The sequence below is a fragment of the Paenarthrobacter sp. DKR-5 genome, from assembly GCF_018531425.1.
In the GTDB taxonomy this organism is placed as follows: Bacteria; Actinomycetota; Actinomycetes; order Actinomycetales; family Micrococcaceae; genus DKR-5.
This window is the reverse complement of sequence record NZ_JAHBOI010000003.1, coordinates 444,887-460,668: the sequence shown is the minus strand read 5'-3', so window position 1 is coordinate 460,668 and position 15,782 is coordinate 444,887. Positions and strand designations below refer to the sequence as shown.

The following is a 15,782-nucleotide window of genomic DNA, read 5'->3' as shown; positions in this document are numbered from 1 at the left end:
GCCCCGGGTGGAGGATGAAGCAGTGAGTGAGCTGCGTATCAACAGTACCGATGAGGAGATTGCCTCCCCTGGCCACCCGTGGAACCGCTACGTCGCCCTGGGCGACTCGTTCACCGAGGGCATCGGCGACCCCGAGCCCACCAGCCCGGGCGGCCACCGGGGCTGGGCGGACCGCGTCGCAGAGGAGCTCAGCCGCGGCCACGGCGATTTTGCGTACGCCAACCTGGCAATCCGCGGCAGGCTGCTGCAGCAGATCCTCGACGAGCAGCTCGCCCCGGCGCTGGCCCTGAAACCGGACCTGGTGTCGCTCTCCGCCGGAGGAAACGATTTGATCCGGCCCGGCGGCGATCCTGACATTCTTGCCGCCAAACTGGATCCCGCCGTGGAGGAACTCACCCGCGGCGGCGCGACAGTCCTGCTCTTCAACGGCCCCGACATCCGGGACACCCCCGTGCTGGGCCGGATCCGCGGCAAAACCGCCATCTACAACGAGAACCTGCGCATCATCGCCGCGCGGCACGACGCCGTGATCGCGGACATGTGGGCGCTGCGCGAGCTCATGGATCCGCGGATGTGGGCCAGCGACAGGCTCCATTTCTCCCCGCTCGGCCACCACACGATCGCCGCGATGGCCCTGGATTCGCTGAACGTACCGCACACCCTCGAGCCGCTGCAGCCCAAGCCTCTGCCTGCGCGTCCTTGGCGCGAAGCGCGCGCCGAGGATTTGGTCTGGGCCCGCGAATTCTTCGTCCCCTGGGTGGTCCGCCGCATCCGCCGCCGGTCCTCCGGCGACGGAATCCTGCCCAAGCGGCCGACAGCGGGGCCCGTGTTCGGTCCCGGAATGCCGCCCGGCGCCGGGGTATAGGCCCCGGCCGGCCGGCCTGCGCGGGGGGCGGCTAAGCCGTGAACACGGCCCGGCGCAGGGCCGGCCCGAGCTGGCCGATCTCGGTCAGGAACCCGTCGTGGCCGATCGCGGCGTCGATCCTGTGCACCTCGACGGCTCCCGGCAGGGCCCGTGCCAGCTCCTCGGACTGCTCCGGGAAGTACAGCCTGTCCGAGTTCACCGCGGCGAGGAAGAACTCCGCCTTGGTGCCGGCGAGCGCCTGCGGCAGGCCTCCGCGTCCGCGTCCCAGGTCGTGGCTCATCAGCGCCTCGGTGATGGCGAGGTAGCTGTTGGCGTCGAACCGGTCCACCAGCTTGCGGGCCTGGTGGTCCAGGTAGCTCTCCACCTGGTACCGGCCGCGGGCGGCGAGCGCCGGTGCCTCGAGCGGGTTCTCGGCTCCCTGCGCCCGCCGCCCGAAGCGAAAGGACAGCTCGGGCTCGGAGCGGTAGCTCAGATGGGCGATCCGGCGCGCCAGCCCCAGCCCGGCCTCGGGCTGCGGGCCGCCGTAGTAATCGCCGTCGGCGAAGTGCGGATCCTGCCGGATGGCAAGGATCTGGGCCTGCGCCAGCGCGATCTGCTCCGCAGTGCTGTACCCGCCGATGGCGACCGCGACGCAGTGCCGCACCCGGCCCGGATGAATGACCGCCCATTCCAGGGCGCGCGCGCCGCCCATCGAGCCGCCGACGACGGCGTGCCAGCGGCGGATGCCGAGCCTGTCCGCCAGCCGGGCCTCGGCGCGAACCGAGTCCCGGATCGTGACCAGCGGGAAGCGCGACCCCCACGGAGCGCCGTCCGGGTCCGGCGAGGCCGGCCCGGTGCTGCCGTAGCAGCCGCCGACGATGTTCGGCGCGACGACGAAATACTTGTTCGTGTCCACGGGCATACCGGGCCCCACCAGCGTCTCCCACCAGCCGGGCTCGTCGGTGTCGCCCTGGGTCACGTGCGTGCTGCCGGTCAGCGCGTGCTCGATGAGCACCGCGTTGGATGCGTCGGCGTTGAGCGTGCCCCAGGTTTCGAAGGCCAGCTCAACCTCCGGCAGCGCTCCACCGGCCTCGAGCTGCAGCGAGCCGATGCCGATCGTGCGCAGGTGGCCGTCGGTGCCGGCGTTGGCCCGTGCGGGGGCCGGGTCCGCCTGCTGGATGGCGCCGGCGGGGTGGTGCAGGCCGTACAAGCGGTGCGTTGCGTGCGTCAACTCCACGGTCACCTTCGCTCAGGCTCCCTTGGCCGCCCGGAATCCGGCTTCCAGGTCGGCGATGATGTCGTCGATGTTCTCAATACCCACGGCCAGCCGGACCAAGCCGGGCGCGACGCCGGCGATTTCCTGCTGCTCGGCGGTCAGCTGGCTGTGGGTGGTCGACGCCGGGTGGATCACCAGCGAGCGAACGTCGCCAATGTTGGCCACGTGCGAATGCAGTTCGAGGCCGTCCACGAAGCGCTTGCCCGCCTCGAGGCCGCCGGCAATGTGGAACGCGATAACGGCCCCGGTCCCGCGCGGACCGTACTTGCGGCCGCGCTCGTACCAGCGGCTGGACGGAAGCCCGGCGTAGGCGACCGCCTCGACGTCGTCGTGCGCCTCCAGCCATTCCGCAACCTTCTGCGCGTTGGCCACGTGGCGCTCCACGCGCAGGCTGAGTGTCTCCAGGCCCTGGGCGATCAGGAACGCGTTGAACGGGGCAACGGCTGAACCGAGGTCGCGCAGCAACTGCACCCGCGCCTTGAGGATGTAGGACAGGTTCGCGCCCAGCGCGCCGCCCTCCCCCAGGTCCCGCGCGTACACCAGGCCGTTGTAGCTCGGATCCGGGGTGTTGAAGCCCGGGAACTTGGCCGCGTCCTTGCCGAAGTCGAACTTGCCCGAGTCCACGATCACGCCGGCGATCGCAGTGCCGTGGCCGCCGAGGTACTTCGTGGCCGAGTGCACGACGATGTCCGCGCCCCACTCGATCGGCCGGATCAGGTAGGGAGTGGCCAGCGTGTTGTCCACGATCAGCGGCACCCCGGCGTCGTGCGCGACGGCGGAGATGCCCTCGATGTCCAGCACGTCCTGGCGCGGGTTGGAGACGACCTCGCCGAAGAAAAGCTTGGTGTTCGGCCGGACCGCCTCCCGCCACTGCTCGAGGTTGTCGGGGTCCGCCACGAAGGTGACCTCGACGCCGAGCTTGCGCAGCGTGTGGGCCAGCAGGTTGTAGGTGCCTCCGTACAGGCTCGGGCTCGCGACGACGTGGTCCCCGGCCTCCGCAATGTTCAGGATCGCGAAGGTGGCGGCAGCCTGGCCGGACGCGAGCAGCAACGCGCCCACGCCCCCTTCGAGGTTGGCGATGCGCTGCTCCACCACGTCCTGCGTGGGGTTGCCGATGCGTGTGTAGATGGGCGCCAGTTCAGCGAGGGCGAAACGGTTGGCGGCGCTCTCCGCGCTCGGGAAAACGAACGACGTCGTCTGGTAGATCGGCAGGGCACGAGCGCCGGTTTCGGCGTCGGCCGTCTGGCCTGCGTGGATCTGGCGGGTTTCGAAGGACCAGGCATTGGACATTGTCGACTCCTATTTTCAGGGGCCCACGTGTCCATGGTCAGCCGTCAGGCCCGCGCTTGCCGTCCGCCGGGTGGCGGAAAGCCAGGTCCTCACCCGGGGCACCCCGCCGCGGCGGAGGGTTGCCGGCCAGTAAGCCGGGGCTTGTTACTGGCACTCATGACCTAGGTCTAGTGTTGGGTACTGTGGCCGATTCGCGCAAACAATATGACGCAAACATGACGAGCTCCGGCGCAGCGCTCGACGCTGCACCGCCGGAGGAGGGCAAGAAGTCCAGCACCGTGACTGTGGTGTTGGCGCTGGCAGCCAACCTCGCCATCGCCGTCGCCAAGACCGTCGCGTCGCTGCTCACCGGCTCAGCCTCAATGACGGCCGAGGCCGCCCACTCCTGGGCCGACGCCGGCAACGAAGTCTTCCTGGTGGTGGCCGACAAGCGCTCGCGCAAGCCCCGGGACAAGAACCACCCGCTGGGTTACGGCCGCGAGGCGTACGTCTGGTCCATGTTCGCCGCCTTCGGCCTGTTCACTGCCGGGGCCGTCGTGTCGATCATGCACGGCATCCAAGGCCTCATTGCGCCCGAACCTGCCCAGGATTTCCTCATCGCCTACATCGTGCTGGGCATCGCATTCGTGCTGGAGGGGGTCTCCTTCACCCAGGCGCTGCGCGAGGCCCGCTCCACCGCGGCGCGCTACCGCCGACACACCCTCGACTTCGTGGTGCGGGGGTCCAATCCCACCTTGCGTGCGGTGTTCGCCGAGGACGCGGCCGCCCTGGTGGGCCTGCTGATCGCCGTCGCCGGCATCGCGGCCCACCAGCTCACCGGGTCTCCGGTGCCGGACGCGATCGGCTCGATCCTCGTGGGCCTGCTGCTGGGCGTCATCGCGGTCGTCCTCATTGAACAGAACCGTCGCTTCCTGGTCGGCCAAAAGCCCGATGACGAAATTGAACAGCTCGCCGTGGAGGAACTGCTCACCCACCCCGAAATCGAACGGGTCACCTACCTGCATCTGGAGTTCATCGGCCCGGGCAAACTCTTCCTGGTCGCCGCCGTGGACATGACCGGCAACCAGCCCGAGGATGAGGTCGCGGTGGCGCTGCGCCGGGTGGAGAAGGAGATCGAGGAAAAGCACCTGATTGAAGAGGCCGTGCTGACCTTGTCGACCCCGGATCAGCCCACGCTGGGCTCGCGATCAGGCGCCAAATCAGGCTCCTCACGCGGTTAGGCAACCCTAAGTCGAGTTGCAGATCACAAAGTGCAAGGATGGGCCCATGCGCATGGATCACGTTTCTTACGCCTGTGAAAACGACGGCCTGGCCGCCACAACTGAGCGTATTTCGTCTGCCCTCGGCATCGAGGCAGTGAAGGGCGGGGTACACCCCCGCTTCGGCACCCGCAATATGATCATCCCGCTCACGGACCACCACTACGTTGAGGTAGTAGAGGTTCTTGACCACCCCGCATCGGACAAGGCCCCCTTCGGACAGGCTGTCCGGGCCCGCTCCCAGGCGGGCGGCGGCTGGATGGGCTGGTGCGTCGAAGTTGACGACCTGGGCCCGTTCGAGCAGCGCCTCGGCAGGTCCTCCGTCCCGGGCAACCGGAAGTTCCCCGACGGCCAGGAACTGGTCTGGAAGCAGATCGGCATCAAGGGCCTCATCGCCGATCCGCAGGTCCCCTACATGCTCAAGTGGGAGGGCGACCCGGCCCTGCACCCGTCCAATGCCCGGCCGAGCGACGTCCGCCTGGCCAAGCTGACGATCGCCGGGTCCGCCGAGCGGGTCACCGAGTGGCTTGGTGAGCCGGTGGAGAAGCCGCTGGAGGACGTGTCCGTGGAGTGGGTATCCCCGAAGGGCACCCCCGGCATCATGTCCGTGACCTTCGAAAGCCCTCGCGGAACCGTCACGATCTAGTCCCCTTACGTGTCGTCAAACGGCGCCCGGTCCCCGCGGACCGCGGCGCCGTCTGCGTTAACGGCGCGCCCTGCACCCGCGCCGTCACGCGCAGGCCGCGCCACAGGCATCCAGCCTGGGCCGTGCGGCGGCCCGCCTGCGTTGCGCCACCCGACGGCCCGGGCGGAAGACAACAGCAGCAGCCGCGCGAATGGCGCTGCCCGTGCTGCGGGCGCGGCTGGCCGCGGCGCGGAAGCGCGCCTCCTGGGCGGCACCGGCGGCCAGTGCGGCAGTGAGTTCGGCGCGGTGCTGACCGTCCAGGCGGAGCAGATCTTCCGCTGACAAGAGGTTCACGACACTTTCCCTTCCTTATTGACGATGATCGATAAAGAGGAGTCTGCCGCGCTCATCGATGACTGTCAATATCTACGGACATCAATACTGGGCCCCGGTACCCGGCGTCCCCAAAACAGGTAGTCACCCCTCGTGCCCCTGGCCGATGAGGGCCATACTCTAGGGACCGGTGGCCGGTCTGTGGACATCGCCTTTCGCCCGGACCGCCGAACCGGACACGCTCAGAGGGGGCAATAGTGACCCGTGGCAGTGCTGCAGCCAGGACCAGCGCACGACAACGACGGATAACCGCGGGAGCAGCCGCCTGCCTCATAGCCGGTTCGGCGCTGCTGGTGCCCGCCAGTGCCCTCCCGCGGACGCTTGAGGGTGAGAGGCATGCTTCCCTGCCGCCGGCTTCCCTTCCCCGGGTTTCCCTTCCCGACCCGCGGGTCAGCGCCCGGGCCTTTGTGCCGGACACGCGTCCTTTTGTGCGCATCGAGAGCCCGGTTGCCCGCCCCGGCACGCGCTCCGGCACCAGCCCGGCCATCCGCGCTTCCATCGCCGTCGGCACACTCAGCACCACGCTGTCGTCGATCGTGGCGAATGCCTACGAGGGCCTCGGACATACGTATGTGTGGGGCGGGACCAGCCCCTCCGACGGCTGGGACTGCTCGGGGTTCGTGCAGTGGGCATACGCTTTGGCCGGGATCGACCTTCCCCGCACGGAACAGTGGGAGGCGCTCACCCGGACCAGCACCCCCTCTCCCGGGGACCTCGTGGTGCAGAATCCTGACGGCCCCGGTCACTGGTCCCATGTGGGGATCTACGTGGGCGACGGCATGATGATCAGCGCCCTGAACCCGTCGGTGGGCACTGTGCTGTTGCCGACCTGGGCCACCGGAACCTCCGCCTACTTCACACTGGGCCAGCCCGGCGCCTCCGTCCCGGTCAACGCCGGCCCTCTCGGCGTCGCACCCGTGCTTCCGCCCTTCATCCCGGCAGATCCCGCACCCGAAGCGCCCGCACCCGAAGCGCCCGCACCGGCACCGCCGGCACCGGTGCCGCCACGGCCCGCCGTCGCCGCACCGGCACCGACGCAGATCCGGAAGCCGGCTCCGGTCCCCGCCGCGACGCCCACACCGACCGCGACGCCCACCGCTACCCGCACACCTTCTCCCACCCCGACGCCTGCTCCCAGCACTCCGGCAACGCCGTCGCCCACCGCGACGCCCACGCCTGAGCCCACGTCCCCGACCGCCCCCGCCACGCCGTCGCCCACCGCGACGCCCACGCCGTCGCCAACCGCGACGCCCACGCCGTCGCCAACAGCGGCGCCCACGCCGTCCCCGACCTCCCCCGCCACACCGACGCCGTCCCCGACCAGCGCGGCGCCGCAAACCGCCGCCGGTGCAGCCGAGGCCCTTGTGCCGGTACTGGGAGCACCCGCCACCGCGGCGGACGCGGCCCCGTCCGCTGTCGCCGCCGCCTTGCGCAGCGCCGGAGTCGTCGCAGGGAGCGTCCGGCGGATGGGGACCACAGGCGGCGTCGCCTACTTTGCAGGAGCGACGGCGGCCGGGGAGCTCTGCCTGGCCGCTGGTTCCGCGGCAGGAGTACAGCTTGGCTGCGCCGGCCTCGACGAGTTCGGCACGGCGGGCCTGCGACTGAGCGGAGACGGCGACGTGCCCGGGGCATGGCTGAAACCGGCGGCCCTGCCGCTCAGCGAGGAGCAGGCAAGCCGCTGGACAGCCCTCTCGGCCAGCTTCCTCGTCCGGAATTGAAGGAGAAGGATCAGCCGAGACCGATCGCCTTGCCGAACAATGAGAAGCCGACAAAGGCGACGATGTCCAGCAGGGCATGAGCAATCACCAGCGGCATGACCCGACGGGTGCGGGTGTACACCCAGGCGAAGACCACGCCCATGACGGCGTTCCCCACGAACGGCCCGAACCCTTGGTACAGGTGGTAACTGCCGCGCAGCAGGGCACTGACGAGGATCACCGCCGGCATCCGCAGCCCGAAGCGCGGCAGCCGGTCCAGCAGGTAGGCCACCACGATGACCTCCTCGACGATGCCGTGCCGCACCGCCGAGAGGATCAGCACCGGCACAGTCCACCAGTAAGCGTCCAAGGCGCTGGGGATGATCGAGGTCGTGATGCCCAGCGCCCTGCCGACGGCGTACAGGCCCAGGGACGGGATGCCAATCAGGGCAGCCAGCCCGAGGCCGCGCAGGCTGTCCGAACCAGGACGCTCGAAGGTGAACCCGAACTTCCTGAAGCCGTTGACACCTCCGGAGGCGAGGAGGAAGAAGACCAGCGCCACGGGCACCAGGGCGAAGAAGATCCCCAGCAGCTGGTACATCAAGTCAAAGTACTCGCGGGTGCTTTGCGGCTGGTTGAGCGTCGAGGTGGCCTGCCCGAGCGGGCCGCGGGTCATCTTCTCTGCCAGCTGCACCACGGAGTAGACGGCCGACTGCCCGAGCGAGAGGCCCAGCACGATCAGCACCTCGGTGCGCAGCCTCGTCCGGGCGGCGGTGTCCACAGTCATGGCACCATTCTGCCGCGCCTCAGATCCCCAGTTTTGCCAACGACTCCCGCAGGGCCCCGGCCGAGCGGTGCAGCGCCTCCGTCTCCGCCTCGTCCAGCGTCATTTCCACCACGGAATGCACCCCGCGCGCCCCGACCACGCTCGGCGCCGACAGGGCCACATCAGTGATCCCGTACTCGCCCTGCAGCATGGTGGAGACCGGCAGGACGGCATTCTCCGCCCGCAGCATCGCCTCCACAATCCGCGCGCCGGCCAGTCCGATGGCGTAGTTGGTGGCACCCTTGCCGGCGATCACCTTGTACGCGGCGTTGGTCACCTCGCTGGCCACCGAGCCGAGGTAGTCCTCGGTGAAGACCCTCTCCCCCGCAACCTTCCACTCACGGATGGGCACCGGCCCGATGGAGGCGTTGGACCAGACGGGGAACTCGGTGTCGCCGTGCTCACCGATGATGGAGGCATGCACGCTGGAGGTGGAGACCCCGCCGCGCCGGGCCAGCAGCCAGCGCAGCCGGGACGTGTCGAGCACGGTGCCGGAGGAGAGCACGCGGGAGGCGGGCAGTCCCGAAATCCGGCGCGCCGCCACCGTCAGCACGTCGCACGGGTTGGTCACCAGGACATACACCGCGTCCGGGGCCTGCTCCAGCAGGCGGGGCAGCAGGTCTTCGAGGATGCGCACGTTGGTGCCCGCCAGGTCCAGGCGCGTCTGTCCGGGGGCCTGTTTGGCGCCTGCAGTGATGACGACGACGTCGGCCCCGGCCATCGTCGTTATGTCCCCGCCTCCGGTGATGCCTGACGACGCGGAAAACTGGGTGCCGTGCGCCAAGTCGAGCACCTCGGCCTCGGCCTTGGCCGCGTTGACGTCGTAGAGAGCCACCTCGTGGGCCGAGCCGCGGATCAGCGCAGCATAGGCGAGCGACGTGCCGACGCTGCCCGCCCCGACGACGGCGAGCTTGGAGCCCGCGCGCGGCTCCCAGCTGTCGGCCGCTTGCGGTTCCTGCTGTCCTGGCATGCTCATGGCTGGCCCTCCGTGTGCTGGATTCTGCTGTGCCGGGCTTCCGCCTGCCGGATCGGCGCTGCGTGTGCCGGCTTGGTCCGCGGTGCCTAAGCGCACTATAGGTGAGGCCGGGCCGCAGCAGAAGGGAATTCGGGCTCAGGCGACGCGTTCTCCTGCGCGCCAGACAGCGGCCGTCAGCGGCACGCCTGGACGGTACGCCAAATGGGTGGCGGACGGAGCCCGCAGCAGCTGCAGGTCCGCCCGGTGGCCGACGGCGAGGGAACCGACCGCGCCGGATCCGGCGTGCACGCCGAGGGCCAGCGCCCCGCCGTAGGTCGCGGCCCGGACGGCCTCGTGCACGCTCAGGCCCATCTGCAGCACCGCGGTCGTGACGCAGAAGTTCATGGACGTGGTGTAGGACGTGCCGGGATTGCAGTTCGAGGCGAGTGCCACCGGAACCCCGGCGTCGAGCAGGCGCCGCCCTGGCGCCAGCGGCTGCCGGGTTGAGAGGTCGCAGGCGGGCAGGCAGGTCGCCACCGTGCCCTGCCTGCCGGAGCCGGTAGCCGGATCCCAGCCGTGCCAGCTTGCGGCGAGCGCGGCCACATCCTCGTCGGAGAGGAAGTTCACGTGATCCACGCTGGCGGCGCCGAATTCCACCGCGAGCCGGGCCCCGGCGCCGGGGCCGAGCTGGTTGCCGTGGACCCGCAGGCCGAGCCCGGCCTCGCGGCAGGCGGCGAGCACGCGCCGGGACTGGTCCTCGCTGAAGGCCCCCTGCTCGCAGAACACGTCCGCCCACCGGGCGTAGGGTTTGACCGCTTCGAGCATCGGCCCGCAGACCAGGTCCAGGTACTCGTCCGCGTCCGCTCCCGGCGGCACCAGGTGCGCCCCGAGGTAAGTCACCTGCTCCACCAGCCCGGCGGCCACGCGGGCGCTGCGCTGTTCGTCGGCCACGGTGAGCCCGTACCCGGTCTTCGTTTCCAGGTAGGTCGTGCCCTGGGCCTGTGCCTCGGCGACCCGGGCGCGGAGCAGGTCCGCCAGCTCCTGGTCCGAGGCGGCGCGCGTGGCCTGGGTGGTGACGGCAATTCCTCCGGCCGCGTAGCTCTCCCCCGCCATCCGCGCTTCGAACTCGGCTGTGCGGTCCCCCGCGAACACGAGATGGGAGTGCGAGTCCACCCATCCGGGGAGCACCGCCCCGCCGCCGGCGTCGAACCGGTTGTCGGCTGCGGGCGCCTCCCCGGCGGGGCCGATCCAGGCGACGCGCCCGTGCTCGACGACGACGGCGGCCCCGTGCAGGACGCGGTGCTCCAGGTCCTGCGTCATCAGTTCGCCGATGTTGGTGATCAGCAGTGACGCCGGCGCTTCCGGTAGGGGGGTCATGGAGCTCCTTGGGCGGGAAGGGCGAATGGGGCCGCTTCCAAGTAAACCGCGTACGGGTGCCGGGGCCGGCACAGACAAGCAGGGCCGGTGTCCGGCATTCCGGACACCGGCCCCGCTTGAGGAACCTGCGCGATGACGATCGCAGCTGCTACATCTGGGTGAAGGCAGCGGTCGCCGGGTCCGCGCCGATCCGGTTCCCGGATTCGAGGGCGGTGATGCTCGCCAGTTCGTCGCTGGTCAGCGTCAGCGCGGCCGCGGCAAGGTTCTGGCGCATGCGCCCGGAGTCCGCGGACTTCGGGATCACGATGTTGCCGGTGCCGAGGTGCCAGGCCAGCACGATCTGGGCCGGTGTTGCGTCGTACTTCGCCGCCAGCTCGGTGACGGCGTCAGCCGAGAGGTCCGCGCCCTGCCCCAGCGGACTGTATGCCTCCACCGCGATGCCGTGCGTGCGGCTCTTGGCCGCCACAGCTTCCTGCTGGAGTGTCGGGTGCAGCTCAATCTGGTTGACGGCGGGCACCACGGACGCGTCAGCCAGCAGGGTCTCGAGGTGGTCCTCAAGGAAGTTGGAGACGCCGATCGCCCGGACGGCACCCTCGGCCTGCAGCTTCTCCATTGCCTTCCACGCGTCGACGTACAGGCCCGCGGAGGGGACGGGCCAGTGGATCAGGTAGAGGTCCACGACATCCAGGCGGAGCGCCTTGCGGCTGTTCTCGAACGCTTCAGCGGCGGTGGCCTGCTCGCCGTTGCGGAGCTTGGTGGTGATGAACAGGTCCTCGCGCGGAATGCCGGAGGCCGCGATGGCAGCGCCGACGCCTGCTTCGTTGCGGTAGGCGGCCGCAGTATCGATGTGCCGGTAACCGGCTTCCAGAGCGTCCTCGACGACCTTCTGGGTTTCCCCCGGCGGGACCTGGAAGACTCCGAAGCCGAGCTGCGGGATGGAGACGCCGTTGTTCAACGTCAGTTCCGGGACGGTCACATTGGGCGAAGCGGACATGGCGGCCTCTTTCCGGGTTGTGGTTCACTTGATGCGGTTTGGCCGCCGACGGCGGCCTTGGTCCCAGCCTAGGCACTCGCCGTCTCGCCCGCAGGCAGCCAGGCTCTCCCACCGGATCCTAGGACCAGCAGTCCTACCCTCGGTCTAGGTTGCACCCCGCGGACCGGGCAGAATGAAGGCCATGGGTCAGAGCGCAGAATTTGGACGATTCCTCAAAGCGATGCGGGCGCGGCTCACCCCCGAGGATGCCGGCGTCGTCGACGTGCCCGGCGCCCGGCGGGTGCCGGGGCTGCGGCGGGAGGAGATCGCCCAGCTGGCCGGAGTCAGCACGGACTATTACACGCGGCTTGAACAGGGCCGGCACATCCACCCCTCACGGGCGGTCCTGGAATCCGTGGCGCGGGCGCTGCGGCTCGATGCCGGCGAGCGCGCCCACATGATGGACCTGCTGCAGAACTGCGCCGGCACCACCAAGACGCCCACCCCCGCCCAGCGCGTCCGGCCGGCCCTGCGCCAGCTGCTCGACGCCGTCGGCGATGTCCCGGCCCTGGTGCTTGGGCGGCGCACCGACGTGCTGGCCGCGAACCGGATGGCCGGGCTGCTGTTCGCGGACTTCCCGGCGATGGCAGCGCAGGAACGCAACCTGACCCGCTGGCTGATCCTCGAGCCGGAGGCCCGCACATTGTTCCGGGACTGGAAGACGGTGGCAGCCGATGCCGCCGGAGCGCTGCGGGTCGACGTCGGCCGGCACCCCGACGACCCGCAGGCCAGCCAGCTGGTGGGCGAACTCGCCGTGCACAGCGAGCACTTCCGGCACTGGTGGGCCGGCCACCGCGTCGCCTCGCGCGCGGCAGGAACGGTCCGCCTGCACCATCCGGTGGTCGGCGACATCGAGCTGGATTTCGAGAACCTCTCGCTGCCCGACGACGCCGACCAGAGCCTGCGCATCTACTCGACCAAGCCGGGCTCGCCTTCCAGCGACGCCCTGAAGCTGCTCAGCAGCTGGGACGGGGACGCCTCCGGGCCGTCCTCGGCCGAGCGCAAGGCCCTCCCGGAGGACATCGTCGGCCGCTGACGCCACCCACCGCATCTGCAGGACCAACGCCTCTGCTGGATCAACGACTCTGCTGGACCAACGACTCTGCTGGATCAACGACAAGGAAGTTACTGACATGCAGTACACCCATCTGGGCCGTTCCGGCCTGAGCGTCTCCCGTCTCTGCCTCGGCACCATGAACTTCGGGCCGCAGACCGAGGAAGCCGCCGCCCACTCGATCATGGATTCGGCGCACGACGCCGGCATCAACTTCTTTGACACGGCCAACGTGTACGGCGGCGTGGAGCACCGCGGCTGGACCGAGGAAATCATCGGCCGCTGGTTCGCCAAAGGAGGCGAGCGCCGCGAGAAGACGGTGCTGGCCACCAAGCTGTACGGCACGATGACGGACCGGCCGAACGAGTCGAAGCTCTCGGCGCTGAACATCCGCCGCGCGCTGGACGCCAGCCTCAAGCGGCTTCAGACGGATTACATCGACATCTACCAGTTCCACCACATCGACCGGAACACCCCGTGGGATGAAATCTGGCAGGCCATCGAGGTGGCCGTCCAGCAGGGCAAGATCCTCTACTCCGGCAGCAGCAACTTCGCCGGCTGGCACATCGCGCAGGCCCAGGCGGCCGCCGCGCGGCGCAACTACACCGGGCTGGTCAGCGAACAGTCCATCTACAACCTGCTGACCCGCAGCGTCGAACTGGAAGTCATTCCGGCTGCCCAGGAATTCGGGCTCGGCCTGATCCCGTGGTCCCCGCTGCACGGCGGCCTGCTGGGCGGTGTGCTGCGGAAGGAGCGCGAAGGCGTCCGCCGCACCGAGGGCCGCGCCGCGGAAACCCTCAAGACGCACCGGGAGCAGATTGAGCAGTACGAGGACTTCGCCGCCGAACTCGGCCACGAGCCCGGCGACGTCGGCCTCGCCTGGCTGCTGCACCAGCCCGCGGTGACGGCGCCGATCGTCGGCCCGCGCACGCAGGAACAGCTCGACGCGGCGCTCCGCGCCCTCGACGTGCGGCTCGACGAGGACGCGCTCAAGCGCCTGGATGCGATCTTCCCCGGCCACCGCACCGCCCCCGAAGACTACGCCTGGTGAGCGCCGTGGGAGCGAGCATCCTGTTCGTCGGGGGCACCGGCGTCATCAGCGCCGCGTGCGTCGAACACGCCATCGAGCACGGGCACCGGCTGACCATCCTCAACCGCGGGAAATCCGCGCAGCATCCGGTGCCGGACGGCGCGGAGCTGATCACCGCGGACGTGCGCGACGCGGCCGCCGTCCGCGACGCCCTGCGCGGCCGCGAGTTCGACGCCGTCGCCGATTTCCTCTCCTTCACGCCGGACCAGGTTCAGGCGGGGATCGGGCACTTCAGCGGCCGGACCGGCCAGTACGTGTTCATCAGCTCCGCCTCCGCGTACCAGAAGCCGCCGGGCCGGGTGCCGGTGCTGGAGTCGACGCCGCTGCGCAACCCGTTCTGGCAGTACTCGCGGGACAAGATCGCCTGCGAGGACCTGCTGCTGGAGGCGTACCGCCGCGATGGCTTCCCCGCCACCATCGTGCGGCCCTCGCACACCTACGACCGGACGAAGATCCCGCTGCTGGGCGGCTGGACGGATATCCACCGGATGCGCGAAGGTGTCCCTGTGGTGGTGCACGGCGACGGGACGTCACTGTGGACGCTGACCCACAGCCGGGACTTCGCCAAGGCCTTCACCGGCCTGCTCGCTCGCCCGCAAGCCATCGGCGAGGCCTACACGATCACCTCGGACGAGTACCTGCCGTGGGATGCCATCTACCGGATCTTCGCGCAGGCGGCCGGCGCGCCGGAGCCCGAACTGGTGCACGTCGCCTCGGACACCATTGCGGCGGCGGACCCTGAGCGGGGGCCGGGCCTGGTCGGGGACAAGGCGCACTCGGTCATCTTCGACAACACGAAGATCAAGTCCCTGGTCCCGGATTATGCCGCCACGATCCCCTTCGCTGAGGGAGCGCGCGAGATCGTCCAGTGGTACGAGCAGCACCCCGAGGAACAGGCGGTGGACAAGGGGTTCATGGAGCTCAGCGACCGGCTGGTGTCCTGGGCCCGCCGCCCGGTCTAGGGGGTTCCGCTCAGCGGTGCCGGGGAGCGAGGGCCGCGGCGACCTCGTCGGTGCCGTCCGACTCGCCGAGGATGAGTCCGGTCGCGAGGTCGGCCATCGCCGCCGAAGTCTGGATCCCGTAACCGCCCTGCCCGGCGAGCCAGAAGAAGCCCGGCGCTTCCTGATCGAATCCGACCACGGGCAGCCCGTCCGCCGGGGTGGTGCGCAGTCCCGTCCAGGCCCGGCGGATTCCGCTGATGCCCAGCGTCGTCACGCGGTTCAGCCGGGCCACCAGCTTCTCCACATCACCCGGGAAGGGCCGGGCGTCCTCGGCGATGCTGGGCACGGACTCGCACGGCGAGATGAGCAGGTCGGTGCCATCCGGGCGGTAGTAGAACGAGTCGTCGGCCGCTGCGATCATCGGACCTGCCGGATCCGCCGGACGGGCGGTCGCCGCGATGGCGGCGGTGCGGCGGTGCGGCTGCAGGCCCTGGTTTTCGACGCCGAAGAGCACCGCGAGCGGGTCCGCCCATGCCCCGGCGGCGTCCACCACGGTGCCGGCGGTGATCCCGAGCTGTCCAGCCCCGACGCTCCACCCGGCACCGGTGCGCTGCGCGGTGTGCACGGGACTTCCGCGGTGAATGGCCGCCCCGGCCTGCACGGCCTGCCGCTCGTAGTAGCCCAGCAGCTCCGGGACCTTCACCTCCAGCGCCGAACCGTCGAGGCAGGCCGCTTCGAAGGAGCCCGGGGCCAGGTCCGGGCTGAGCCGCAGCGCCTCCGCGTGCGTGAGCGGAGCAAGGAAGCTGTTCGCTGCGGTCAGCGCCGCCACCTGCTGCCCGGAGCCGATGAAGATGAGCGGCCGCGGGCTCAGAATGTCCAGGCCCGCGGCCGCCTTCAACCCCTGGACCCGGGCGATGGTGCGCCGGGTCAGTTCCTTCACCGGTCCGGGACCGTAGCTGGGCTGCATCTGCCGGGCCGAACGGGATGAGGTGTGGTAGGCCAGCTCCGCCTCGGCCTCAACGAGCATCACCGAGCAGCGGCCGGCCAGCACGGACGCCAGGGACAGCCCGGCGATCCCGCCGCCGACGATCAGCACATCGCAGTTCATGCCCCAAGCTTCCT

At 70.0% G+C, this 15,782-nt stretch carries 15 protein-coding genes and 1 riboswitch; of the genes, 7 read left to right on the top strand and 8 right to left on the bottom strand.

The genetic code is table 11. The annotated features are described in order from the left end of the window. Window positions 1-22: 22 nt before the first annotated feature. Window positions 23-865: an SGNH/GDSL hydrolase family protein gene (locus tag KIH31_RS08310; protein ID WP_307857587.1), complete on the top strand. Its 843-nt coding sequence runs from the start codon at window positions 23-25 to the stop codon at window positions 863-865. 31 nt (window positions 866-896) lie between these two features. Here the strand turns inward: KIH31_RS08310 and KIH31_RS08305 are convergent, their stop codons facing one another. Continuing rightward, window positions 897-1,970 (bottom strand): homoserine O-acetyltransferase, encoded by a 1,074-nt coding sequence (locus tag KIH31_RS08305; protein WP_250545750.1) that lies wholly within the window; start codon window positions 1,968-1,970, stop codon window positions 897-899. 123 nt (window positions 1,971-2,093) lie between these two features. Then, the gene (locus tag KIH31_RS08300; protein ID WP_214426609.1) at window positions 2,094-3,410 is read right to left on the bottom strand and encodes a bifunctional o-acetylhomoserine/o-acetylserine sulfhydrylase; all 1,317 of its coding nucleotides are present in this window, start codon (window positions 3,408-3,410) and stop codon (window positions 2,094-2,096) included. Window positions 3,411-3,457: 47 nt separating this feature from the next. Beyond that, window positions 3,458-3,572: riboswitch (SAM riboswitch) on the bottom strand. A gap of 53 nt (window positions 3,573-3,625) precedes the next feature. On the opposite strand from KIH31_RS08300, the gene KIH31_RS08295 reads away from it, so the two are divergent. Together KIH31_RS08295 and KIH31_RS08290 are read left to right on the top strand one after the other, a co-directional pair. Continuing rightward, window positions 3,626-4,630 (top strand): cation diffusion facilitator family transporter, encoded by a 1,005-nt coding sequence (locus tag KIH31_RS08295; RefSeq protein WP_214426608.1) that lies wholly within the window; start codon window positions 3,626-3,628, stop codon window positions 4,628-4,630. Window positions 4,631-4,676: 46 nt separating this feature from the next. Continuing rightward, window positions 4,677-5,315, top strand: a complete 639-nt coding sequence (locus tag KIH31_RS08290; protein ID WP_214426607.1) for a VOC family protein — start codon at window positions 4,677-4,679, stop codon at window positions 5,313-5,315. An 84-nt stretch (window positions 5,316-5,399) separates the two neighbouring features. Here KIH31_RS08290 and KIH31_RS08285 read toward each other — a convergent pair whose 3' ends face one another. After that, on the bottom strand, window positions 5,400-5,648 hold the full coding sequence (locus KIH31_RS08285) for a hypothetical protein (RefSeq protein WP_214426606.1): 249 nt from the start codon (window positions 5,646-5,648) through the stop codon (window positions 5,400-5,402). A 467-nt stretch (window positions 5,649-6,115) separates the two neighbouring features. On the opposite strand from KIH31_RS08285, the gene KIH31_RS18105 reads away from it, so the two are divergent. Then, window positions 6,116-7,405 (top strand): C40 family peptidase, encoded by a 1,290-nt coding sequence (locus tag KIH31_RS18105; protein WP_307857586.1) that lies wholly within the window; start codon window positions 6,116-6,118, stop codon window positions 7,403-7,405. Between the two features lie 10 nt (window positions 7,406-7,415). On the opposite strand, the gene KIH31_RS08275 is transcribed toward KIH31_RS18105, so the two are convergent. The 4 genes from KIH31_RS08275 to KIH31_RS08260 form a co-directional block, all read right to left on the bottom strand. Further along, complete coding sequence (locus tag KIH31_RS08275; protein WP_250545662.1) at window positions 7,416-8,171, bottom strand: type II CAAX endopeptidase family protein; 756 nt, start codon at window positions 8,169-8,171, stop codon at window positions 7,416-7,418. Between the two features lie 19 nt (window positions 8,172-8,190). Further along, window positions 8,191-9,186: an L-lactate dehydrogenase gene (locus KIH31_RS08270; protein WP_250545661.1), complete on the bottom strand. Its 996-nt coding sequence runs from the start codon at window positions 9,184-9,186 to the stop codon at window positions 8,191-8,193. Between the two features lie 135 nt (window positions 9,187-9,321). Continuing rightward, the gene (gene hutI / locus KIH31_RS08265; RefSeq protein WP_214426605.1) at window positions 9,322-10,542 is read right to left on the bottom strand and encodes an imidazolonepropionase; all 1,221 of its coding nucleotides are present in this window, start codon (window positions 10,540-10,542) and stop codon (window positions 9,322-9,324) included. Between the two features lie 148 nt (window positions 10,543-10,690). Further along, the gene (locus KIH31_RS08260; RefSeq protein WP_214426604.1) at window positions 10,691-11,536 is read right to left on the bottom strand and encodes an aldo/keto reductase; all 846 of its coding nucleotides are present in this window, start codon (window positions 11,534-11,536) and stop codon (window positions 10,691-10,693) included. 181 nt (window positions 11,537-11,717) lie between these two features. Here KIH31_RS08260 and KIH31_RS08255 point away from each other — a divergent pair, with 181 nt between their 5' ends. From KIH31_RS08255 to KIH31_RS08245, 3 genes are all read left to right on the top strand, one after another. After that, complete coding sequence (locus tag KIH31_RS08255) at window positions 11,718-12,611, top strand: helix-turn-helix transcriptional regulator (protein ID WP_214426603.1); 894 nt, start codon at window positions 11,718-11,720, stop codon at window positions 12,609-12,611. A 97-nt stretch (window positions 12,612-12,708) separates the two neighbouring features. Next, entirely contained in the window at window positions 12,709-13,680 is a 972-nt protein-coding gene (locus KIH31_RS08250) for an aldo/keto reductase (protein ID WP_214426602.1), read from the top strand. After that, window positions 13,677-14,681 carry an SDR family oxidoreductase gene (locus KIH31_RS08245; RefSeq protein WP_307857585.1) on the top strand — a complete coding sequence of 335 codons (1,005 nt, stop codon included), beginning with the start codon at window positions 13,677-13,679 and terminating at the stop codon, window positions 14,679-14,681. The genes KIH31_RS08250 and KIH31_RS08245 overlap by 4 nt, the downstream gene beginning before the upstream one ends. A 10-nt stretch (window positions 14,682-14,691) precedes the next feature. Here the strand turns inward: KIH31_RS08245 and KIH31_RS08240 are convergent, their stop codons facing one another. After that, entirely contained in the window at window positions 14,692-15,768 is a 1,077-nt protein-coding gene (locus tag KIH31_RS08240) for an FAD-binding oxidoreductase (RefSeq protein WP_214426601.1), read from the bottom strand. Between the last annotated feature and the right edge of the window lie 14 nt (window positions 15,769-15,782).